We start from the raw sequence: 22,165 nt of genomic DNA, 5'->3' as shown, positions 1-22,165 counted from the left end.
GTTTTAGTAGCATCCCTGCGGGTAGCATCGTTGATTTTCAACGACACATCTGTTACCGTATAACCCGGAGAGTTAGTAACAGCAGCGGCTATATTCAGTTGTTCATCTTTCTCCAGGATCTGGTCTACCAGCGCTTTAATCACCGGTGAAACAGTAGTGAACACAGAGGTATCCTGCGGGAATGTAATTGATGTTTGCAGGTATTGGAAATCGGTGGCTGCTGCTTCGGTACCAGCGGCTTTGGTCGTCAGCGCAATCGTGAGCGGCTTGGCAGAATGGTAACCGGCTGGCAGCGACATTTTGAACCGGGTGCTGTTGCCTTCGGTCAGGGCAGCACTGTCGGATATAATGGTCAGGACTTTCTTTGTAGGATCCGTGTTATCTTTTATGTAAAGATCAGTACTGCGGGCCGGCATCTTCACATCACCTTTATTACCATCTATGATCAACGCACCTTCATCACTGAACACCTGGTTAGCCAACGTTTGAATAGTAGTAGTACCGTTGGTACCATTTACCGGAATCGTAATGCTGCCAGGGAAACTGGTATAGCGATCGCTCGCAATGGTAGACTGCACCACATCTTTTGTCAGGTTGATGGTCCAGGCTTTTCCGGCTTTCCAACCATGAGGGAAGGTAGCCGTAATCACTGCACTTTGTCCTTCGTTTACGCTATCCGGTGTGCAGCTCAGTAATACTGAGTCGCCTGCTGGGAATGGATACTGCGCATCCTTGATCGTCAGATCAAATGTGGCGGGGCTGAATATATAGGTAGTATTATAAAGGTCGCTTACAGATGGTATAATGTGAATAGCTTCATCATCTTCTACCAATATATCTCCCGCTACTTTCAATTCAATAGCAGCAGATGGTGTGTTAAAGCTGGTATCAACAGGCAGGTTGTAATCGGTATTGGCGGTAGCGGTACCGGTGGCAGCCAGTGATACTTTAATCGGTATTTCAGTAGTTACACCAGCAGGCAACTTGAAGCCAATTTGCTGGGTACTGTTTTCAGGCATACCTGCTGTTGGCGGAGTAAAGGTGATTACTGTTTTAGTAGCATCTCTACGGGTAGCGTCATTAATTTTTAGTTGTGCATCTACTACGGTGTAACCGGTAGCTCCACTAACGGTACCGGATATATTTAACTGTTCATCTTTTTCTAAAATCTGATCAGTCAGTGCTTTGATCACCTCATTAGTAGTAGTAAATACAGCAGTATCTTTCGGGAAAGTAATAGACGTTTGCAGGTATTTAAAATCAGTGACAGCCGCTTCGGTACCTGTTGCATTGGTCGTCAGTGCAATGGTCAGCGGTTTGGAAGAGCGGTAACCTGCAGGCAGCGACATTTTGAACCTGGTACTATCTCCTTCCTTCAGTGCAAGGCTGTCTGCTGTCAGCGTCAATACTTTTTTAGACGGATCGGTCATATCTACAATCGTCACTTTCACACTGTCTTTTACCAGGATGCCGTTATCAGGAGAATTTCCGACCAATACCAAATCACGGGTGTCATCAAAAATAGTATTTGCAGTATTGGTAATATAAATAGTATCTGAAAGTACGTGGTTAGGAAGAATGGTGACAGAGTCCGTAGCAAACGTATAACTACCGGGCAAAGCTGTAGAAGAGCCGCCTGGCTTAAATTTCACCTTAATCGGAATCTGGGTGGAAAGGCCACTGGGCAACTGTGCCCATACATATGGCGATGTACCTTCATTGGCGCTGTTCGATGAAATGTTTAAGATCACCGGCGCCGTCATTGGCAACTGCTTGTCCAGGATATCCAGTGCAACGGGAGTATTGGTCAGAGCCGTGTGGGCAACACTTTCTGTTAAAGTTAGCGACAGGTTCAGGTGTTCCGTTCCTTCAATTTTATTATCGTCTATAATTTTGAAGGTGGCAGTGGTATCATGTCCACCCGCAATAATCACGGCGGTATCCGCCAATTGATAATCCACGATATCGGTAGCGGTGGAAGCAGGCAGTTTATTTATTTTAATGCCGATAGGCAAATCGGTTGTTACATGTGGTGGCAGGCTAAAAGTCAGCTTTCCATCATACGGTTCCTTCAGGGAAGCTGGTGGATCCGATGTAATTGACACGGTAGTGAGAGATGGGTTCAACCGGGTAGAATCCAGCAGGAGCAGCGACTGCGCAAAAGTTTGTGCTTCTCCCATTACCACGGCATCTGCTTTTAGTTTAATCAATTCATCTTTTTCAATGATGCTGTCGAGCGCAGCTCTTACCGGGATCTTCACCCCATTGGAGTCTATTTCAACATAGGCGGTGGTGTTATAAGTAAAGTCTGTGCCGGCAGTTGCTTCAGTGCCACTTTGAATCGAGAGGTTTACCAATGTTCTTTCAGAAGCGCGTACGCCGGGAGGCAAGGCTACCCGCACGCTATCAATAAAACCTTCTTTAATATTTGCGGGGGTATTAAGAACGATATTTTTAGGCTCATCGTCTTTAATGGTATAGGTACAGGTAGTAATACCGGAAGGACTGGTATCAATCAGCAGCAATTGGTTATCCGGAACCTGTTCCAGTTGTAAGGTAAAATGACGGCTATATTCCAGTCGGTTATTTCCAATAATGCTGATATTTTTCAATGGAATAAAATCTCCGGTGGCATAGGTTCCTGCCGGGATCATGTAACCTCCCTGAAATGTAAAATCCGTACCCAAAACAGCGGCACGGAGATCTCCGGCAGTAGCCGGGAGCAGATTTATTTTTACATAGATGGGGACTTTTACAATCCCTCCGGAGGTTACTTTAAGCCGGAGGTTATACGGATCATGTATATCCCCGTCTGCGCCCTCCAGGCCGGATGTATCAGCTCTTTCAAACGAAACAGTCAACGGACTGCTGAGGGTACTCACAGGAGTAGCATTTACAGGTACTACCGGTGCAGTGAGATTATCGCCATAGGACACACCAATCCTTGTCCCAACAGCCCTGTACTTCGTTTCTAATTGTCCGCAATTCACTTCTACCGCCAACCCTTTTCGAATACCATCTGCCATGTCCACTACGGAAATATCATTATTCAGCGAGCCAACTCCTACACGAGTCATTCTCGAATTATAGTTACGGGCAGAAAAGGAGCTGAACTTATCAAAGGCATGATAAGTATGCGTAAGTGGACCAGGTGTAGCGGTGGTTCCATGTACATCACTACTTCTGGCAAAACCTATTACGGATGGATTTGGGCTTACTCCCTCGATATAACCAAATTGCATGGTGTTATTATCAGGGTTGGGCAGATTATAGTTACCATCCTGCATCGTCGCAAATTCCTCCATGTAAATATGCGGCGTATAATAAAAGTTTTCGTTGTATAGGGTGTAATCAACAGTATAGTAGTTATTCGGGGTTATATAGGTAAGAGTCATGATGACCGTGGTAGGAAAAGTCTGATCAATGGATGCATCATAAAAATCAACTTTTCCAATCATACTCACCCGATACGGATTAGCAGCAGTACCACTACCCATCAGGGGAGAAATGGAGGAATAACTAACATCAATCAGGTTTCCTACGATGCCATAATCGTCCACGTTAAAGGCAACGTGTGTTCTGGCTCCCAGGTATCCTGTATTAATGTCCTTCGCACTTTCCGTTTTACCCTTTCTGAATACCGCGTAGGTTCCATTACTATTTATCTCTATTCTTAATCCGTTAGTAGCGTTAGTACCTCCACCCTGGTTGATAACAAGGGGAAAAGTTTGTGCATTTACACCAATGCTTATACTAAAAAAAGCGATGATCAGGTAGACGGCCCTTAACTGCAATGCGTAGATACGACGGGGCATACCTTGCTTAATCATTTTCATAGGATGGGAAAGGAGTAACATATAAGCGTGTAAATTTCTATTTATACATATAGATTTTTAGTCAAAAATGCGTAAAACAGTCCTTTGTAAAACCCTATATGCGAATCTCTGTAATTGGCTCTCCCGGTAGCACTTAATAATGTTTCTTTCTCTCTTCTGATGAAACTGAAAAACCAGCTACCGGCAATTATTAAAATGTCTCTAATCTGATGGGTGGAGGGGGCGCCTGAGACCTCTTTATGGCATTTTTGATGATTACGGTATTATTCTATACCCTTCCACCTGTCACACATTTCCAAACAATTATATATAAAATCATATATTTTAATTAGCAAATCTATAATAATATTTATATTAAATCAAAATAATTTATTGATTTTGGAGTTGTGGGCGCCTCACCAGGTGGTTAACAAAATTTTAGCGGGCTTGCCTGCTATAGCAATACAGTATCATTATGTTAAAAGTTAAAATAACCCTAGATTTGCAAAAAATAATTCAGCATGTCAACAATTGCAAAGTCCAATATTGATTTTAGCCTCGAATACAAGGTGAAAGATATGTCCCTCGCGGCCTGGGGTCGTAAGGAGATAGAACTGGCAGAAGCAGAAATGCCTGGTTTGATGTCATTGAGAGAAGAATATGGTAACACCAAGCCTTTACAGGGCGCACGCGTTGCCGGTTGCCTGCACATGACGATCCAAACAGCCGTATTGATTGAAACACTGGTGCACCTGGGCGCGGAAGTGCGTTGGAGCTCTTGTAACATATTCTCTACCCAGGACCATGCTGCTGCTGCTATTGCCGCTGCAGGTGTGCCTGTATTTGCCTGGAAAGGTTTAAATGAAGCGGATTTCGACTGGTGCATTGAACAAACCCTGTTCTTCGGTAGCCCTGACCGTCCACTGAACATGATCCTGGACGATGGTGGTGACCTTACCAACATGGTGTTTGACAAATACCCTGAGCTTATCCAGCATATCAAAGGATTAAGTGAAGAAACCACTACCGGTGTTCACCGCTTATACGAGCGTATGAAAGCAGGTACTTTGCCTATGCCGGCTATCAACATCAACGATTCTGTTACCAAATCCAAATTTGATAACAAATATGGTTGCCGCGAATCCTGTGTAGATGCAATCCGTCGTGCTACCGATGTAATGATCGCTGGTAAAGTAGCGGTTGTTGCTGGTTTTGGTGACGTAGGTAAAGGTTCCGCTGAATCACTGAGAGGTGCCGGCGCCCGTGTAATCGTTACCGAAATCGACCCTATCTGCGCTTTACAAGCTGCAATGGAAGGTTACGAAGTAAAGAAAATGAACGACGCTGTAAAAGAAGCTGATATCATCGTTACCACCACCGGTTGCCGCGATATCATCACCGGCGAACACTTCAAACTGATGAAAGATAAATGCATCGTTTCCAATATCGGTCACTTCGATATCGAAATTGATGTAGCCTGGTTAAATAAAAACTATGGCAATACTAAAGTAGAAATCAAACCACAGGTAGATAAATATACCATCGATGGTAAAGATATCATCCTGCTGGCAGAAGGCCGCCTGGTAAACCTGGGTTGCGCTACCGGCCACCCTTCTTTCGTAATGAGTAACTCCTTCACCAACCAGGTACTGGCTCAACTGGAACTCTGGCTGCACTCAGCAAACTACGAAAACAAAGTATACGTACTGCCTAAACACCTCGATGAAAAAGTAGCACGTTTACACCTGAAAAAAATAGGCGTAGAACTGGATGTTCTCACTACTACCCAATCCGAATACCTCGGCATTCCGGTAGCAGGACCATTCAAACCAGACTACTACAGATATTAATAGCGCAAAGCATAAAGCTATTGAAGCGATTGACCAGAGCGAATAGTTAAAACGTACATGCGTTTTGATTATTCGCTCTGATTTTTTTCCGAAACGGTCAATCGCTTCAATAGCTTTTTGCTTTATGCTTTATGCTTTGCGCTTTCTTTTATAAGAAGTATTTTTGCGTCATGACAAAGCTGAGTGTAAACATCAACAAGTTTGCTACCCTGCGAAATGCACGGGGAGGCAACCTACCGGATATTTTGAAAGTGGCACAGGATTGTGAACGCTTCGGTGCCGATGGTATCACCGTCCACCCGCGTCCTGATGAACGTCATATCCGCTATCAGGATGTTAGAGACCTGAAGCCATTAGTGACCACAGAATTTAATATCGAAGGATATCCCTCACAGGATTTTATGGACCTCGTACTGGCCGTTAAACCTCACCAATGTACCCTGGTTCCCGATCCGCCCAATGCCATTACCTCCAATACCGGCTGGGATACCATCGCTTATCAGTCGCAACTGAAAGATGTGATCTCTACCCTCAAAAAAGCAGGCATACGGGTATCCATATTTCTCAATGCAGATGTTACCAAAGTAGAAGGCGCCAAAACCGCCGGAGCAGACCGCATCGAATTATATACCGGCCCTTACGCAGAAGAATATACGAATGCACGGACACAGCCGCAAAATCTGCAGCTGTTCAACGACTATAAAAACACCGCGAAAGAAGCCACCGCCATTGGCCTCGACCTTAACGCCGGCCATGACCTCAATCTCGATAACCTTCGCTTCTTTAAACTGCATATTCCGCAACTGAAAGAAGTATCTATCGGACACGCATTAGTGGCTGACGCCCTTTATTTCGGCCTCGAAAATACCATACAGCTGTATAAACGCCAGTTGACAGATTAAACAGAAAGCACAAAGCAGAAAGCATAAAGCTATTGTAGCGAATGATCATTGCGTATATTATTACGCTTTGATCATTCGCTACAATAGCTTTATGCTTTCTGCTTTGTGCTTTCTGCTCAATAATAAAGCCATTCCCGATCAAGGAATGGCTTTATAACCCTTAAAACAATCAACATGAAGCTCACAACGGGGTCACAACAAAACCGTTATGAACTATATATTATTTGCTATCATGCCTGATAGCAATGTTCCGCGTACTTACTTCTTTAATAACGCAATATCCAGCACTTGGTTCATTTCGCGTACATAATGGAACTTCATTCCTTTGATATACGAAGGATTGATGTCCTTAATATCCTTCTCATTTTGCCAGCACAGGATAATTTCCCGGATACCTGCCCTTTTGGCCGCCAGTATTTTTTCCTTGATACCACCCACCGGTAACACCTGGCCACGCAAAGTAATTTCACCTGTCATTGCCAGGTAAGATTTTACTTTACGTCCTGAGAAAATGGACGCCAGCGCCGTCATCATCGTGATACCTGCACTCGGACCATCTTTAGGTACGGCTCCTTCCGGAATATGCAGATGTACGCTTTTGGTGGTAAATAACTTAGTATCCAGCTTCAGCTCTGCCGCATGTGAATGCAGGTAGCTCAATGCAGTTACCGCCGACTCCTTCATCACATTGCCCAGGTTACCTGTCAGTTTCAGGTCGCCTTTGCCCTCACTTAAGCTACTTTCTATAAAAAGGATATCTCCTCCTACATACGTCCAACCCAAACCTACAGCCACTCCCGGCGGATTACCCACTTTATAGATCTCATTCGAATAGCGGGGTTTACCCAGTATACGCTGTAAATCTTCGCCGGTTAAAGTGGCCGGCAATTCCTCTTCCATGGCCACCTGCTTGGCCAGGTTACGCATAATGGCCGCAAATTGCCTGTCCAGTTCACGCACCCCACTCTCACGGGTATAATCGGAGATCAATTGCTCAATCACCGGGTTGGCAATCTTTATTTTAGTAGCTGCTAATCCATGTGCTTCCTGCTGCTTCGGTAACAGGTGCCTTTTTGCGATCTCTACTTTCTCTTCAATAGAATAACCGCTCAGGTCAATAATTTCCAACCTGTCGCGCAGCGCAGGATGAATAGAATTGATATTGTTGGCAGTAGCAATGAACAACACCTTGCTCAGGTCATATTCCAGCTCCAGGTAGTTGTCGTAGAACGTGCCGTTTTGTTCGGGATCCAGTACCTCCAATAAGGCAGAACTAGGATCGCCACGCATATCATTGCCTATTTTGTCAATTTCATCTAGGATCATCACTGGGTTAGACGATTTGGTTTTGCGGATAGACTGTACCACCCTGCCCGGCATAGCGCCAATATAGGTTTTACGATGTCCCCTGATTTCACTTTCATCGTGTAAACCTCCCAAGCTCAAACGTACATACTTACGACCAACTGCATTCGCAATAGAGCGTCCCAGAGAGGTTTTACCAATGCCCGGAGGGCCTACAAAACACAGGATCGGAGATTTCATGTCTCCTTTCAGTTTTAAAACGGCCAGGTATTCCAGTATACGTTCCTTGATTCTTTCCATGCCATAGTGGTCATGGTCCAGTATTTTCTTCGCCTTTTTCAGGTCGTAGCTATCGGTGGTATATTCGCCCCATGGCAGGTCCAGCAGGAGGTCCAGGTGGTTGTATACCACGCTGTAGTCGGGGGTGCTGGGATGCATACGCTCCAGCTTCTCAATGCCTTTGGCAAAAGCTTCCGCGGCAGCAGCAGGCCATTTCTTCTCTTCTGCCTTACGCTTCATTTCTTTCAGCTCCCGGTCATTGGCATCACCACCCAATTCTTCCTTGATAGACTTCATCTGCTGCTGCAGGAAATAATCCCGCTGCTGCTTGTCCAGGTCTGCCTTGGTTTTATTGGTAATTTTATTTTTGAGCTCTGCCAGTTGCAATTCTGTTTGCAACAACTTCATCAACAGCTCTGCACGGGTGCGCAGGTTGTTAATTTCCAGCAGTTGCTGTTTATCTTTTAAATCAGAATTCAGGTTAGAAGAAACAAAATGCACCAGGAAAGATGGATTTTCGATATTCTTCAGGATAATGCTGGCTTCTGAAGGCAGGTTGGGCGACAGTTGAATAATCTGTGCAGCCAGGTCTTTAATAGAGGAAATGTAGGCTTCAAATTCAGAATCATCTTCTGCGGCTTCATCCTGCAGCACACTGATTTTGGCTTTGAAGTAGGGATCTTCCGTTACAATTTCATCTATTTTAAAGCGCTTACGCCCCTGGATAATTATGGTAGTACCACCATCGGGCATTTTGATGAGCTTAACAATACGGGCCACAGTACCTACATCGCTCAGGTCTGTTACTGCCGGATCCTCTATGGTACTGTCTTTCTGTGCCACTACACCGATTGATTTATCGGTTTTGTAAGCGTCATTAACTGCTTTTATTGACTTATCCCGGCCTACCGTAATTGGCAGGACAACACCCGGAAATAATACCGTATTTCTTAATGGTAATAATGCCAGTTCATCGGGAATCTTTTCATCCTCCTGTCCTTCCCCATCTTCATTCAAAGGGATAATAGGCATGAACTCCATTTCATCTTCCGAATTTCCTAAATAAAATCTGTTCATCTGAGTTATTTAAAGCCTCATGAGGACATTCTGTCAGACAATCCTGTGTAAGTCCTCTATTTTTTATGTATCCCTACATTGTCAAGTTTGATGCCAAGTGACGAAGCGTCAGTCCGCAGCTAAACAGCATTTAGCAATTAGCTGTCAGCTTTTGACTATTTGCCTCAAATAAAAATGCCACGGAGAGGAACGTAAAATACATTCTTCTCCGCGGCATTTTTGCTAAAAGCTAACAGCTAAGGGCTAGAAGCTAACCCCAACGCCTAATTGTATGCTCTGATTTTTCCAGTTGCTGGTAGTAACAACGCTTTCTGCATTCTTAACATCATTAAAGCCGATAATGTAACGGGCACTGATGTTAATAATTGGTAATTGCAGCCATAAACCAGCTACACCGGAAATTTCGCCACCTTTGAAAGCCTCATTGGCAGCACCCAGTACTTTTTTGTCACTTACCAAAGCGCCGAACTGAGGACCCACCTGGAGTTTCAAACGTGGGGTACCTAAGTCGATATTGGCTAACAATGGAATACTCAGATAATTCAGATTGATTTTCTTACGATCTTCAGCAGTACTTACACCCTGGTAGATTTTGCTGTAGTCATCTGTTGTTTCAGCTTTGGTAGAAGAAAAGATCACTTCTCCCTGTACGCCAAATCCTTTTGCCAGGTTTACCTGTGCAAATGCACCCAGGTGATATCCGAGTTTAAATCCATCCTGGAAACCCGTTCCGTCCAGCTTTCCGAGGTTTGCACCTCCTTTAACACCAAAGCGGAGGAATTTGGAACTCTGCGCATTAACGGTCGATACGGCAGCGATCATCAGCACTGCTACGGCTAAAAACAGTTTTTTCATAAAAACATTTGTTAGTAATGGTTAAAATATAGACGTCTCTGGAACATGATACCCCTATCTTGCAATTACGCTGGCCGTAAATACAAATTCCGTGCTATTTGTTAAAGGAAATCAAAAACTGTATGCCATACGGGCGGTGAAGTAACTCATAATTCCCTCGTCGGTTCCGCCGAGAGACTTGAAAACAGTGAAAGAAGGCGCCAGGTTAATACGGCCTATAAAGTAGGAAAGATTCAGGGTAACATCCACTGCGCGGGGTTCAAAATCGGTATGATCTTCAAAATTTAATTCCTTACCCGGATGCCTTTTTGCTTTCATCAGCTTCGTTGACCGGGAGATATACTGGAATGCTTTCAGATTACTGTAATAGTTGGCAGTACCCAATGTAAAATTTACAGAAGGAGTGAACATAATCACGTCTGTCCGGGCTAATACGCCGGAATAAATGAATGGATGCCGGATGGCGGCAATAACGTTAAAGTCGTTTCCACGGAGCGTTTCCCGAACATGCATGCCCTTTGCCACATCTTTTCCCCATCCGTAATCCAGGCTCAAACCCGGCTGCAGCCACCATTTGCGGTAATAGAAATAAGCAAATATTTCATTCTTAATCGGCGTAGCGGGTACGTCACTGGAATCAGCATATATATAACGGGTATACGAAATCCCGGTAAGGAAATTCTTGTTTTTCGTATAGTCGTAACCAGCAGTCAGGTCCCATTCAAACCAGGGGTTACTATTAGCATTGAAGAGATAATAACTGCTAACGCCGGCGTAAAAACCGCTCTTGTGATAATAACTCAGCGAAGGAGACAGAAATGTTTTTAAAATGATCGGCGTCTCAAAGTTGGCCACTTTACTTCCATAAGCCGGATTATTGCCATAGCCGATACCAGCCACTACTTCACTCTTCTGCTGCTTCTGCAGCAGCGAATCCAGCTGTTTTTCCAGCTCTGCCAAAGTTTGTCCCGCTGCAACACGGCTACATAACAACAGGAAGGTTAAGAAGTATAGGCGCATGTTTAATGAGTACGTACCTGCAAGATAAGCGTAATTCACCATTAAACACCGCAGATCCCATGAATAGGACGATTGTGGGGTTAAACACTGCTTTTCTGTCGGTCAACCTTTCCTTATGCCAGGTCTATCACCGTGATTTCCGGTAAAATACCTACTCTTCCCGGGTAACCCAGGAAACCGAAACCACGGTTTACGTACAGGAATTGCTCTCCCTTCCTGTATAATCCCGCCCATTCCTTGTAGAAGTACTGGGCCGGGCTCCATTTCAGGCCCGGGATTTCCACGCCGAACTGCATACCATGGGTATGGCCGGCCAGCATCAGGTTAATATCAGGGTATTCCGGGCGCACCTGTGCATTCCAGTGGGTAGGGTCGTGCGACAATAATATCTTGAACGGAATATGATCGATTCCCTCATAGGCGCGTTTCAGGTCACCATAGCGGGGGAAACGCTTAATAGCACTCCAGTTCTCCACTCCCAGCAGGGCAATTTGCTGCCCGTTACGTTCCAGTACCACGTTCTCATTCAGCATCAGTTTCCAACCCAGCTCCCCGTGTACAGCCTTGAGGCGTTCCAGGTTGGCGCGTTGCATAGCACTGTAGCCATTGGGTGTTTTATCGGGCCATGGATAGTATTCACCGTAATCATGGTTGCCGAGAGAAGAATAAACGCCCATCGGGGCTTTCACCTGGCGGAAGGCATCCATCCACTGGTTCATTTCATCGGCCCGGTCATTCACAAGATCGCCGGTAAACAGCACCAGGTCAGGCTTCTGATCGTTGATCAATTTGATTCCTTTCAGTACCGCGTTATGGTCGGCGAAGCTGCCGGAGTGAATATCCGAAATCTGTACAATTCGCAGCCCTTTAAAGGCTTCAGGTAGTTGCTTAAATGCCAGCTTTATTTTATGCACACGGTAGTTGTACTTATTGGAAAAGCCGTACATCAGGGTGCCAAAGAAAGCACCGCCGGTAATTAATCCAAGGCGGCTCAGGAATTGGGAACGGGTAATACCACTCACTACGCCCGGCGCTACATCCGCGGTGGGTGTGCCGGAGAAACGGCGGATGACCCATACAATGCCTCTTCTTACATCGTCCAGCAGCAGGAATACCGTTACCAGCAGTTTTGCCACTACCAATCCCATGAAAATAGCGGTCAGGGTAGATTTAACCGGAGCAGGCCAGTTGTGCCAGTTGATATACGGCAGCAGGGCAATGGTCAGCAGGATGGTAATGGATATAAACCAGTAAACAGAGAAGGTGATGTTTCTTACCCGGGGGGCCGACATATACACCATGGCTCTCACCGCCTGAAACACGTATATGTCCAACAATAGGAGAAAAACAATGAGAATAACAGAATTTAACCCAGGTCGCATTATAAAATTTTAATATAGTATATAATAATCAGCCAATTTAATGCAAGTAATCTGGTTATAAAAGTTAAAACTGGTTACCTGCTGGTATACAGACGAATAACAAAGGAGAACATTGTATGTTTTTATTTTTTTTATTAAGCTGGCAGAAACAGTACATTTGCTGGCTGGCCGGTATACAATAGATAATTTTAATATTTTAATAATATATTAAACTTACCCCTGCTTAAACTGGTTAGAAACGAACCCGTTAACAAATTGAGTGGCCTGTTCTGCGAATAGTTTGTGTATAAATAAATATACTACAGCACCCGATTTTTATGTAATCGTTGTATTTTTGTCCGATTAAGCTACTTTTAGAAAGAATTACGAATTACAAATTACAAATGACGGATTTGTGGGGAGATAATAGCGAAAATTCTTCCCGTTTACTATCTCCATACAAATCCGTCATTTGTAATTTGTAATTCGTAATTCCGCAATAAAACGGTTAATATGAAGTATACTTGCTATGGACATTCCTGTTTTGCAGTGGAAATAAAGGGTAAAAAGATTCTTTTTGATCCTTTTATCACCCACAATGAACTGGCCCAAAAAGTAGATATCCATGCCATTACGGCGGATTATATATTTGTGTCGCATGGTCATGAGGATCATACGGCAGACTTGCTGGACCTGGCAAAACGGACCAATGCTACGGTAGTATCCAATTATGAAATTGTGACCTGGGCGGGAAAACAGGGGGTGGAAAAACTGCATCCCATGAATACCGGTGGTAAATGGAAATTTGATTTTGGTACCGTGAAATGTGTAACAGCACAGCATTCCAGCAGTTTACCAGATGGTACTTATGGTGGCAATCCGATGGGATTTATATTTATGACGGAAGAAGGTAATTTTTATTATTCCGGCGATACTGCGCTCACGTTAGACATGGAGCTGGTACCGGCCATTGCCTCTCTGGATTTTGCGGTACTGCCCATCGGTGATAATTTCACGATGGGTATTGAAGATGCAATTGCAGCCGCGGAGTTAATTGAATGCGACAAAATAATTGGTGTACACTACAATACATTTGGCTACGTTAAGATTGATGTGAAAGAAGCATTACAACAATTTGAAGATGCGGGGCTGGATTTGATACTTCCTGAAATAGGCAGTACTATAGAGGTTTGAGGAAGAAGTGATCATTCATGATTTATCCTTTATCCTATAAATAACCTTTGAATTTTTAAATTACACAATGGCTAGAATAATCGCAATCGCTAACCAGAAAGGTGGCGTAGGAAAAACTACAAGTGCAATAAACCTGGCAAGCAGCCTGGCTGTGCTGGAATTTAAAACATTGCTGGTAGATGCGGATCCTCAGGCAAACAGCACCACAGGACTGGGTTTCGACCTGCGTAATGTGCAGCAGAGCTTGTATGATTGTATGGTGAACGATGTGCATGCCAAAGACGTGATACTGGAATCAGATACTCCTAACCTGAAAGTGCTGCCCTCCCATATTGACCTGGTAGGTGCTGAACTGGAACTCATCAATCACCCTACCCGGGAAAGAGTGATGAAACAGGTAATAGATAGCGTGGAAGCGGATTATGATTTTGTAATTGTAGACTGTTCCCCTTCCCTCGGCCTGATCACCGTAAATGCACTGGTAGCATCTAACTCCGTGATCATCCCTGTACAATGCGAATTTTTTGCACTGGAAGGATTGGGTAAATTACTCAATACCATCAAAATTGTACAAAGCCGCCTGAATACTGACCTGGAAATTGAAGGCATCCTGATGACCATGTACGATGGTCGTTTGCGTCTCAGCAACCAGGTGGTGGATGAAGTAAAACAACATTTTGAAGAAAGTGTGTTTAACACCATCATTCACCGTAATACCAAACTGGGTGAAGCTCCCAGCTTTGGTAAATCTGTAATTATGTATGATGCCGCCAGTACCGGTGCTATTAATTACCTGAACCTGGCGAAAGAAATTCTGCAGAAACATAACTACACTAAAATTAAATCCAAAGACAAAATCCTAGCTATCAACGATGACCAATCCAAGTAAGAAAGAGGCATTGGGTAAAGGCATCCGCTCACTGCTTCAAAACATCGACACAGATCTGAAGCAGACTGCCAGTACCCTGGGTGATAAGGTAGTAGCTACTGCTACCGGTATTGAACGCATTTCGCTCGATCAGATTGTTACCAATCCGAAACAGCCGCGTCGTGACTTCGATGAGGTTTCCTTGCAGGAGTTAAGCCAGTCTATTAAGCTCCATGACATTATACAGCCGATTACCGTTGCTAAAATCAGCCTGAAAAAATACCAGCTGATTGCCGGTGAACGACGCCTCAGAGCCAGCAAATTAGCCGGCCTGAAAGATATTCCAGCCTATGTTCGCCAGGTAAACGACCAAGAACTCCTGGAACTCGCGCTGCTGGAAAATCTGCAACGTGAAAACCTCAACGCTATTGAGGTGGGATTAAGCTACAAACGGTTAATGGAAGAATGTTCCCTCACACAGGAACAGGTAGCCGACCGCATGGGCAAAGAAAGAAGTACCGTTACCAACTATATACGCTTACTCAAACTGCCACCGGATATCCAGGTAGCAGTACGCAATGGCCAACTCAGCATGGGACATGCCCGTGTACTCACCGGTGTGGAAAATGTAGAAAACCAACTGTTCCTCTACAACGAAATCCTCAAAGGTGGCCTGTCTGTTCGTCAAACAGAAGAGCTGGCACGTAGAATTAATCAATCTGACAAAAATCCTCAGCAGAAATCTGCTAAACTGAAGCTGGCCCCTGCTTTCCAGAAAATTCAGGACCAACTGGCTTCTCATTTCTCGACTAAAGTAAAACTGGACAGAGGCAAAAGCGGCAAAGGAAGTATTTTAATTGAATTCTATTCAGATGAAGAGCTGGATAGCATCCTGGAAAAAATAGATATATACGGTGGCTAATAAGTCGGAATACATACTTCATCTATTACAACGTGGCTGTTTATTGTTTTTGCTTGCAATGGTAATTGCTGCTCCCCTCAGGGCACAACAGGATACCCTGCGACCCATCGCCAAAACAATGGATACGCTGATACGGCCTATACCTGCTCCGGGAACGGATACGGTGAAAGCAAATAAAGCCATCTTTACCGATTCTGCTTACGTTCCCAATAGCCGGTTACCCCACAGCCCACGTAAAGCAGCGCTGTATTCAGCCGTAGTACCAGGCCTGGGACAGGCTTACAACCGGGAGTACTGGAAAATGCCACTGGTATATGCTGCCCTTGGTACCTGTACCTACTTCTTTATTGACAACATGAATACCTATAAGCTATTCCGTGATGCCTACCGCCTTCGGATGGATGGTAACCCGGATACGGAAACAACAGATGAACGGATCAAACGATTTTCTAATGAGGGGCTAAAGGTAAATCGTGACCAATATCGCCAATACGTAGACTATTCCGTGCTGTTTTTCATATTGGCTTATGGACTGAACATTGTGGATGCCACCGTATTTGCACACCTGCGCAATTTCGATATGTCTGACGATCTCAGTATGCGTGTTAGCCCTACACTGATCAACAACCGTACACTGGGCATAGGCGTGCACCTGTCTATAGGCGGCAAAAAAAGCAAGGGTATCCGCTACGTTGCCGGCCTTTAATCAATCTTTATCAATCAATCTAAATACAACTTTTAAGGGTCATGAAAATTGCGCTCATCGGATATGGTAAAATGGGAAAGGCAATAGATGCTATTGCTACTGCTAAAGGACATGAAATTGTTATCCGGGCTACCAGTAAAGATATCCTGACAAAGGAGGCACTGAGCCAGGCAGATGTAGCCATCGAGTTTACCGTACCTGAAACTGCCTACGAAAACGTATTAAAGTGCTTTGAAGCCAATGTACCGGTTGTTTCCGGCACCACCGGCTGGCTCGATAAATTACCCGAAATTAATGCCCGCTGCATCGAAAAAAAGCAGGCCTTTTTACATGCCACCAATTTCAGTGTAGGCGTTAATATCTTCTTTGAACTGAATAAGAAACTGGCGGCCCTTATGGCCAATCAGCCACAATACAATGTGTGGATGGAAGAAATTCATCACACACAAAAAAAGGATGCCCCCAGCGGCACCGCTATCTCCCTGGCAGAACAACTGCTGGCTTCTGTTACCCGCAAAACCGGCTGGGTAAATGAGGAAACCAGTCAGCCCGAACAGCTGTCTATTATTTCCAAAAGAATAGACCCGGCGCCAGGTACCCATATCATCAACTACACCTCCCCCATCGACGATATTACCATTACCCATACCGCCCATTCCAGGGAAGGCTTTGCTGCCGGCGCTGTAGTGGCAGCAGAATGGCTCAAAGGCAAAACCGGCGTTTTCACCATGAGCGAGGTACTCGGATTTTAGAGAGCATAAAGCGGAAAGCAAAAAGCTATTAAAGCGGATGATCAAGAGCGAATATTTAAATTATTCTTTCCGTTTATATTATTCGCTTCAATAGCTTTTTGCTTTCCGCTTTATGCTTTCTGCTCTACCTAATGGCTAACAGCTAAAAACTGCTTATCTTTACAGGAATATTAAGTGCGCACCGCACCATTTTTTCATCCGGGAGGGATGCAAACCAGTCAGTATGTTATCAAAAAAAACACAATACGCATTTCACGCATTAGTACACCTAGCAGAGAATGTAGATAAAGGCCCCATCCTTATCTCTGAGATTGCACAGGAGAAAAATATCTCTATCAAATTCCTGGAAAATATTTTGCTGGAATTGAAGAATGCCGGTATCCTTGGCAGTAAAAAAGGAAAAGGTGGCGGGTATTACCTGATGCGTCCTCCCAAGGAGATTGCATTGGCTAAAATCATCCGTTTACTGGACGGCCCTATCGCCCTGCTTCCCTGCGTGAGCCTCAACTATTACGAGCGTTGCGAAAACTGCCGTGATGAAGCCGTTTGCGGGTTGAATGAAGTGATGGGAAAAGTAAGGGATTCCGCTCTTAAAATACTGGAAAACAAAACATTAAAAGATATCCTGACCCGGAGCTAATACCGGGTTTCACGTACAGGCACCAGCTGGCTGATATGGCCGGCTGGTGCTAATGATTATTGCCTTTCCCATCTCCCTATATTCCTTTCCCCAAACACAATTATTAAAAATAAACAGCATATTACCTACCGGATAATATCCACCATCATGGCCACTTTGTAAGAAAATTGCTTTTTTTTATTTTATTAGTCTATCTTTTTTATAGGTTTTATGTATTTTTGTTACAGGAGTGACCGTAATTGCTCCGCTGGCACTAGACATATCAATCAATAAGGAAGATCTACATGACAGACATTACCACTGCGTTGGCCAACAAGTCAGTGGAAGAAGCCATACAGTACCTGTTGGAGCAATACCCGGGCGCTGTAGCCTTTTCTACCTCATTTGGCCAGGAAGACCAGGTAATAGCAGATATTATCTGGCGTAACCACTTGCCGGTTAGAGTTTTTACCCTTGACACGGGTCGCCTTTTCCAGGAAACATACGATGTAATGGACCTCACTATGGCCCGTTACAAACAACCAGTAGAAGTATTTTACCCCGAAACCGCTGCCGTCGAAAAATTACTCGCCGCCAAAGGACCTAACAGCTTTTACGAATCTGTGGAAAACCGCAAAGAGTGTTGTGGTATCCGCAAAGTAGTTCCTCTCAACAGGGCGTTGGAAGGCGTGAAAGTATGGATTACCGGCCTAAGGGCAGAACAATCCGATAACCGGCAGGGCATGGAAACCCTGGAATGGGACGCACAACGCCATCTGTATAAATACAACCCGCTGATCCACTGGGGCTATGACGAAGTACTGGCTTACCTGGAGAAATATAAAGTGCCTTATAACAAGCTGCACGACAAAGGCTTTGTCAGCATTGGTTGTGCCCCCTGTACAAGGGCCATTGAAGCAGGTGAACATCCCCGCGCCGGCCGTTGGTGGTGGGAACAGTCACACAAAGAATGCGGCCTGCACGGGTAATCGTGCATACATCGCCGTTAGAAAATCAGGTTTTTAGCATAAATTATTATAGTCCATGACTCATCAAATAAATTGGGAATTTCCGCAGGCATTGGAAGATGAAGCCATTTATATACTTCGTGAAACCGTTGCACAATTCGAGAAACCGGTACTGTTGTTCTCCGGTGGAAAGGACTCCATCACCCTTGTACGCCTCGCTCAAAAGGCTTTTTACCCCGGTAAAATTCCTTTTGCGTTACTGCATGTGGATACCGGTCATAACTTCCCCGAAACCATTGCGTTCCGCGACTGGCTCGTGAATTCACTGGGACTGGATATCATTGTCAGAAATGTACAGGACAGCATTGACCAGGGAAAAGTACAGGAAGAAACCGGCAAATACGCCAGCAGAAACGCATTGCAAACGGTGACCCTGCTGGATGCCATCGAAGAAGGAAAATTTGATGCCTGCATCGGTGGCGCCCGCAGAGATGAAGAAAAAGCCCGCGCCAAAGAAAGAATCTTCTCCGTTCGGGATGAATTTGGCCAGTGGAATGCCAAAATGCAACGCCCCGAATTATTTGATATCCTCAACGGAAAAATTAATATAGGCGAAAACGTAAGAGTATTCCCTATTTCCAACTGGACTGAACTGGATGTATGGAACTACATCGTTCGTGAAAAACTGGAAATACCATCTATCTACTTCTCTCATGAAAGAGAAATTATAGAAAGAGATGGCTTATACTGGCCTTACTCCCCTTTCCTCAATACCACCGCTGATGAAGTACCTTATCGCCAGAAAGTACGCTTCCGTACCGTTGGTGATATGACCTGTACCGCTGCAGTGATTTCTGAAGCGGATAAACTTGAAGATATTATTGCCGAAATCATGGAAGCAAAAATATCAGAGCGGGGCGCACGTATCGATGATAAACGCTCCGAAGCCGCCATGGAAAAGAGAAAGCAGGCAGGATATTTTTAACAGCCGTTAGCTATTAGCTGTTAGCTATTAGCCTTTTTCTGCAAGGAGTCCTTAATTAATTTTGAACAAACTTTTTAGCGGCAGCACTAACTGCTAACCGCTGAAAGCTAAAAGCTAAAAAACAATGGAGGTTTTACGTATAGCCACTTCCGGTAGTGTTGATGATGGTAAAAGTACTTTAATAGGCCGTTTATTATACGATACCAATTCTATTCCCCAGGATAAAATGGAGGCGCTCCATGCCGCCAGCAAGCGCAAAGGCCTGGACTTTACAGACCTCTCGCTGCTCACCGACGGCCTCGTTGCCGAACGGGAACAAGGTATCACCATTGACGTGGCACACATTTACTTCTCTACTCCTACGCGTAAATATATTATTGCAGATACGCCCGGGCATATTGAATATACCCGTAACATGGTGACCGGCGCTTCCAATGCACAGGTATCACTGATTCTGATTGATGCCCGCAGGGGAATTGTTGAACAAACACATCGTCACTTTTTTATTGCCAACCTCCTGCGTATTCCGTACCTGGTGGTATGTGTAAATAAAATGGACCTGGTAGAATACAGTGAAGCCCGTTTTAACCAGATAGTGGAAGATTTCCAGCAAATGCTGGACAACGCAGGCTTTAAAGGACAGGAAGTGAAGTTCATTCCCATCTCTTCCCTGTATGGCGAAAATGTAGCTTCCCGCACCGGCGCTATCACCTGGTACCAGGGCGATACCTTGCTGGAATACCTGGAACAGGTATCATTTGATCATGAAGATCGCCTGCACCCATCGCGTTTCCCGATACAGAGCGTGATCAGGCCCAGAACCACTGAATACCACGATTTCCGCGGCTTCGCCGGTAAAGTGGCCAGTGGCCATTTTGCAGTAGGCGATGAAGTAGTATCACTGCCTGCCGGTACCAAAAGCCGTATTAAAACTATTGAGCAGTTTGAAAAACAACTAACGGTGGCGCATGCACGTGAAAGCGTGGTGATTACACTGGAAGATGAAATAGACAGCAGTCGCGGTAACATGCTGGTGAAAAGCAGTGAAGTACCTGCACAACTGAAAGAAGTAAGTGCTCAGATCTGTTGGATGGATCAGCAAAAGCTGGTAGCGGGTAAAACCTATTTACTGCAACACGGCGTAAACCGGGTAAAAGCCAAAGTACAGCAGATTCATTATGTAACGGATGTAACCAATCACGTACAGGTTACGGGCAAAACTGAAATGGGCTTGAATGATATCGGTAAAATATCGCTGAAAACCGCCGCACCGGTATTTGCGGATGCTTATCATATCAACCCTGCCAACGGTGCTTTTATTCTCATCGACGAGTTTAACAACACCACAGTGGCAGTAGGATTTATTGAGTAATCAGCCATTATTATAAAAAGGAAAGCAGCTAAGATGGGATAACTTAGGCTGCTTTCCTTTTTTATAGATATGCTTTAGATGTTTTTCAGCATATCTTCCGTCATCCGGGCCAGATCATACTCTGGTTTCCAGCCCCAATCCTGACGAGCCTGGCTGTCATCAATGCTGTTAGGCCAGCCATCTGCAATTTGCTGACGATAATCAGGCGCGTAAGACATTGTAAATTCAGGAATATGTTTTTTAATTTCCGCACCGATCTCTTTCGGAGAAAAGCTCATGGCGGAAAGGTTATACGCAGAACGGATAGCAATCTTAGATGCATCCGCTTCCATCAGTTCAATAGTAGCTCTGATAGCATCCGGCATGTACATCATCGGGAGGTACGTGTCTTCTGATAAAAAGCTGCTGTATTTTTTATGCTCTTTTGCTTCGTGGAAAATTTCGATCGCATAATCTGTAGTACCTCCACCTGGCGCTGATTTGTAGCTGATCAAACCAGGATAGCGCAGGCTTCTTACATCTACGCCAAAACGGTGGTTGTAATATTCGCACCAGCGTTCACCGGCAAATTTGCTGATACCGTAAATGGTAGTTGGCTCAATAATAGTGTGCTGTGGTGTTTCCGCTGCCGGTGAATTAGGCCCGAATACCGCGATGGAACTAGGCCAGTATATTTTATCAAGATTCTCTTCTTTCGCAATATCCAGTACGTTCAACAGGCTTTGCATGTTGATATGCCAGGCCAGTAAAGGATTTTTTTCACCGGTAGCAGACAGGATCGCCGCCAGCAGGTAAATCTGGGTAATGTTATGACGGATCACCAATACGTGCAGCATTTCCTTGTTCATTACATCCAGCGACACATAAGGGCCGGTTCCTTTCAGCAAATCGTGCTCTTCGCGAAGATCTGAAGCCACTACATTGGCATCTCCATACATCTTTCTTAAAGCCAGCGTCAGCTCTACGCCAATTTGTCCACAGGCCCCAATGACCAGAATCTTGTCTTTCTTCATACAAAAATATAATTGTAAGCTATTTTTTAAATCGGACCGTAATATTAACGGGTTCGCCGCTATTTCCGTTCATGATAGCTCAGCGCATGACAATGCTATAACAATAAAAATAACCATGTGCTTTATGCATCGTTCCGGATTACAATATTATGACAATTAAGAAAAAAAGAGCATAAAGCATAAGGCATAAAGCAAAAAGCGAGTGAAGCGGGTGTTTAAAGCAAATTGATAATTTAAATATCCGCGCTGATCAATCGCTTCAATAGCTTTTTGCTTTCCGCTTTATGCTTTATGCACTACAT

Annotated in this window: 17 protein-coding genes; 11 read left to right on the top strand and 6 right to left on the bottom strand. The window is 44.6% G+C overall.

The annotated features are described in order from the left end of the window. On the bottom strand, positions 1 to 3,857 hold a 3,857-nt coding region (locus J7623_RS31115; RefSeq protein WP_291929115.1), incomplete at its 3' end, for a Calx-beta domain-containing protein. Positions 3,858 to 4,336: 479 nt separating this feature from the next. Between J7623_RS31115 and ahcY the strand changes: the two genes are divergently transcribed. After that, entirely contained in the window at positions 4,337 to 5,665 is a 1,329-nt protein-coding gene (gene ahcY / locus J7623_RS31110; protein WP_291929112.1) for an adenosylhomocysteinase, read from the top strand. A gap of 170 nt (positions 5,666 to 5,835) precedes the next feature. After that, positions 5,836 to 6,567: a pyridoxine 5'-phosphate synthase gene (locus tag J7623_RS31105; protein ID WP_291929109.1), complete on the top strand. Its 732-nt coding sequence runs from the start codon at positions 5,836 to 5,838 to the stop codon at positions 6,565 to 6,567. A gap of 258 nt (positions 6,568 to 6,825) precedes the next feature. Here the strand turns inward: J7623_RS31105 and lon are convergent, their stop codons facing one another. The 4 genes from lon to J7623_RS31085 form a co-directional block, all read right to left on the bottom strand. Beyond that, entirely contained in the window at positions 6,826 to 9,228 is a 2,403-nt protein-coding gene (lon, locus tag J7623_RS31100) for an endopeptidase La (protein WP_291929106.1), read from the bottom strand. Positions 9,229 to 9,471: 243 nt separating this feature from the next. Next, complete coding sequence (locus J7623_RS31095) at positions 9,472 to 10,083, bottom strand: porin family protein (protein WP_291929104.1); 612 nt, start codon at positions 10,081 to 10,083, stop codon at positions 9,472 to 9,474. A gap of 111 nt (positions 10,084 to 10,194) precedes the next feature. Next, positions 10,195 to 11,103, bottom strand: coding sequence for a hypothetical protein (locus J7623_RS31090; protein WP_291929100.1), 909 nt, complete (start codon positions 11,101 to 11,103; stop codon positions 10,195 to 10,197). A gap of 113 nt (positions 11,104 to 11,216) precedes the next feature. Further along, the gene (locus J7623_RS31085) at positions 11,217 to 12,485 is read right to left on the bottom strand and encodes a metallophosphoesterase (protein WP_291929097.1); all 1,269 of its coding nucleotides are present in this window, start codon (positions 12,483 to 12,485) and stop codon (positions 11,217 to 11,219) included. Between the two features lie 492 nt (positions 12,486 to 12,977). On the opposite strand from J7623_RS31085, the gene J7623_RS31080 reads away from it, so the two are divergent. From J7623_RS31080 to J7623_RS31040, 9 genes are all read left to right on the top strand, one after another. After that, positions 12,978 to 13,658, top strand: coding sequence for a metal-dependent hydrolase (locus J7623_RS31080; RefSeq protein WP_291929094.1), 681 nt, complete (start codon positions 12,978 to 12,980; stop codon positions 13,656 to 13,658). 67 nt (positions 13,659 to 13,725) lie between these two features. Further along, complete coding sequence (locus J7623_RS31075; RefSeq protein WP_291929091.1) at positions 13,726 to 14,547, top strand: AAA family ATPase; 822 nt, start codon at positions 13,726 to 13,728, stop codon at positions 14,545 to 14,547. Beyond that, a complete protein-coding gene (locus J7623_RS31070) occupies positions 14,531 to 15,448 on the top strand; it encodes a ParB/RepB/Spo0J family partition protein (protein ID WP_291929086.1) in 918 nt (305 codons plus the stop codon). Before J7623_RS31075 ends, J7623_RS31070 begins: the two co-directional genes overlap by 17 nt. Next, positions 15,441 to 16,154, top strand: coding sequence for a DUF5683 domain-containing protein (locus J7623_RS31065; RefSeq protein ID WP_291929083.1), 714 nt, complete (start codon positions 15,441 to 15,443; stop codon positions 16,152 to 16,154). The genes J7623_RS31070 and J7623_RS31065 overlap by 8 nt, the downstream gene beginning before the upstream one ends. A 41-nt stretch (positions 16,155 to 16,195) precedes the next feature. After that, a complete protein-coding gene (gene dapB, locus J7623_RS31060; protein ID WP_291929080.1) occupies positions 16,196 to 16,906 on the top strand; it encodes a 4-hydroxy-tetrahydrodipicolinate reductase in 711 nt (236 codons plus the stop codon). 223 nt (positions 16,907 to 17,129) lie between these two features. After that, entirely contained in the window at positions 17,130 to 17,546 is a 417-nt protein-coding gene (locus tag J7623_RS31055; protein ID WP_145671430.1) for an Rrf2 family transcriptional regulator, read from the top strand. Between the two features lie 284 nt (positions 17,547 to 17,830). Next, the gene (locus tag J7623_RS31050) at positions 17,831 to 18,514 is read left to right on the top strand and encodes a phosphoadenylyl-sulfate reductase (RefSeq protein WP_291929070.1); all 684 of its coding nucleotides are present in this window, start codon (positions 17,831 to 17,833) and stop codon (positions 18,512 to 18,514) included. Positions 18,515 to 18,569: 55 nt separating this feature from the next. Next, entirely contained in the window at positions 18,570 to 19,478 is a 909-nt protein-coding gene (gene cysD / locus J7623_RS31045; RefSeq protein WP_291929066.1) for a sulfate adenylyltransferase subunit CysD, read from the top strand. A 124-nt stretch (positions 19,479 to 19,602) separates the two neighbouring features. After that, on the top strand, positions 19,603 to 20,850 hold the full coding sequence (locus J7623_RS31040) for a GTP-binding protein (protein ID WP_291929061.1): 1,248 nt from the start codon (positions 19,603 to 19,605) through the stop codon (positions 20,848 to 20,850). 74 nt (positions 20,851 to 20,924) lie between these two features. Here the strand turns inward: J7623_RS31040 and J7623_RS31035 are convergent, their stop codons facing one another. After that, complete coding sequence (locus tag J7623_RS31035) at positions 20,925 to 21,863, bottom strand: NAD-dependent epimerase/dehydratase family protein (RefSeq protein ID WP_291929058.1); 939 nt, start codon at positions 21,861 to 21,863, stop codon at positions 20,925 to 20,927. Positions 21,864 to 22,165: the final 302 nt, after the last annotated feature.

Origin of the sequence: Chitinophaga sp., assembly GCF_017745275.1 — a bacterium.
GTDB lineage: Bacteria > Bacteroidota > Bacteroidia > Chitinophagales > Chitinophagaceae > Chitinophaga.
This window is presented reverse-complemented; position numbering and strand designations above follow the sequence as displayed.

Bases quoted from the DNA above. Each gene is read 5' to 3' on its own strand.
- ahcY (WP_291929112.1), top strand. From the start codon at position 4,337: ATGTCAACAATTGCAAAGTCCAATATTGATTTTAGCCTCGAATACAAG.
- J7623_RS31105 (WP_291929109.1), top strand. From the start codon at position 5,836: ATGACAAAGCTGAGTGTAAACATCAACAAGTTTGCTACCCTGCGAAAT.
- lon (WP_291929106.1), bottom strand. From the start codon at position 9,228: ATGAACAGATTTTATTTAGGAAATTCGGAAGATGAAATGGAGTTCATG.
- J7623_RS31095 (WP_291929104.1), bottom strand. From the start codon at position 10,083: ATGAAAAAACTGTTTTTAGCCGTAGCAGTGCTGATGATCGCTGCCGTA.
- J7623_RS31090 (WP_291929100.1), bottom strand. From the start codon at position 11,103: ATGCGCCTATACTTCTTAACCTTCCTGTTGTTATGTAGCCGTGTTGCA.
- J7623_RS31085 (WP_291929097.1), bottom strand. From the start codon at position 12,485: ATGCGACCTGGGTTAAATTCTGTTATTCTCATTGTTTTTCTCCTATTG.
- J7623_RS31080 (WP_291929094.1), top strand. From the start codon at position 12,978: ATGAAGTATACTTGCTATGGACATTCCTGTTTTGCAGTGGAAATAAAG.
- J7623_RS31075 (WP_291929091.1), top strand. From the start codon at position 13,726: ATGGCTAGAATAATCGCAATCGCTAACCAGAAAGGTGGCGTAGGAAAA.
- J7623_RS31070 (WP_291929086.1), top strand. From the start codon at position 14,531: ATGACCAATCCAAGTAAGAAAGAGGCATTGGGTAAAGGCATCCGCTCA.
- dapB (WP_291929080.1), top strand. From the start codon at position 16,196: ATGAAAATTGCGCTCATCGGATATGGTAAAATGGGAAAGGCAATAGAT.
- J7623_RS31055 (WP_145671430.1), top strand. From the start codon at position 17,130: ATGTTATCAAAAAAAACACAATACGCATTTCACGCATTAGTACACCTA.
- J7623_RS31050 (WP_291929070.1), top strand. From the start codon at position 17,831: ATGACAGACATTACCACTGCGTTGGCCAACAAGTCAGTGGAAGAAGCC.
- cysD (WP_291929066.1), top strand. From the start codon at position 18,570: ATGACTCATCAAATAAATTGGGAATTTCCGCAGGCATTGGAAGATGAA.
- J7623_RS31040 (WP_291929061.1), top strand. From the start codon at position 19,603: ATGGAGGTTTTACGTATAGCCACTTCCGGTAGTGTTGATGATGGTAAA.
- J7623_RS31035 (WP_291929058.1), bottom strand. From the start codon at position 21,863: ATGAAGAAAGACAAGATTCTGGTCATTGGGGCCTGTGGACAAATTGGC.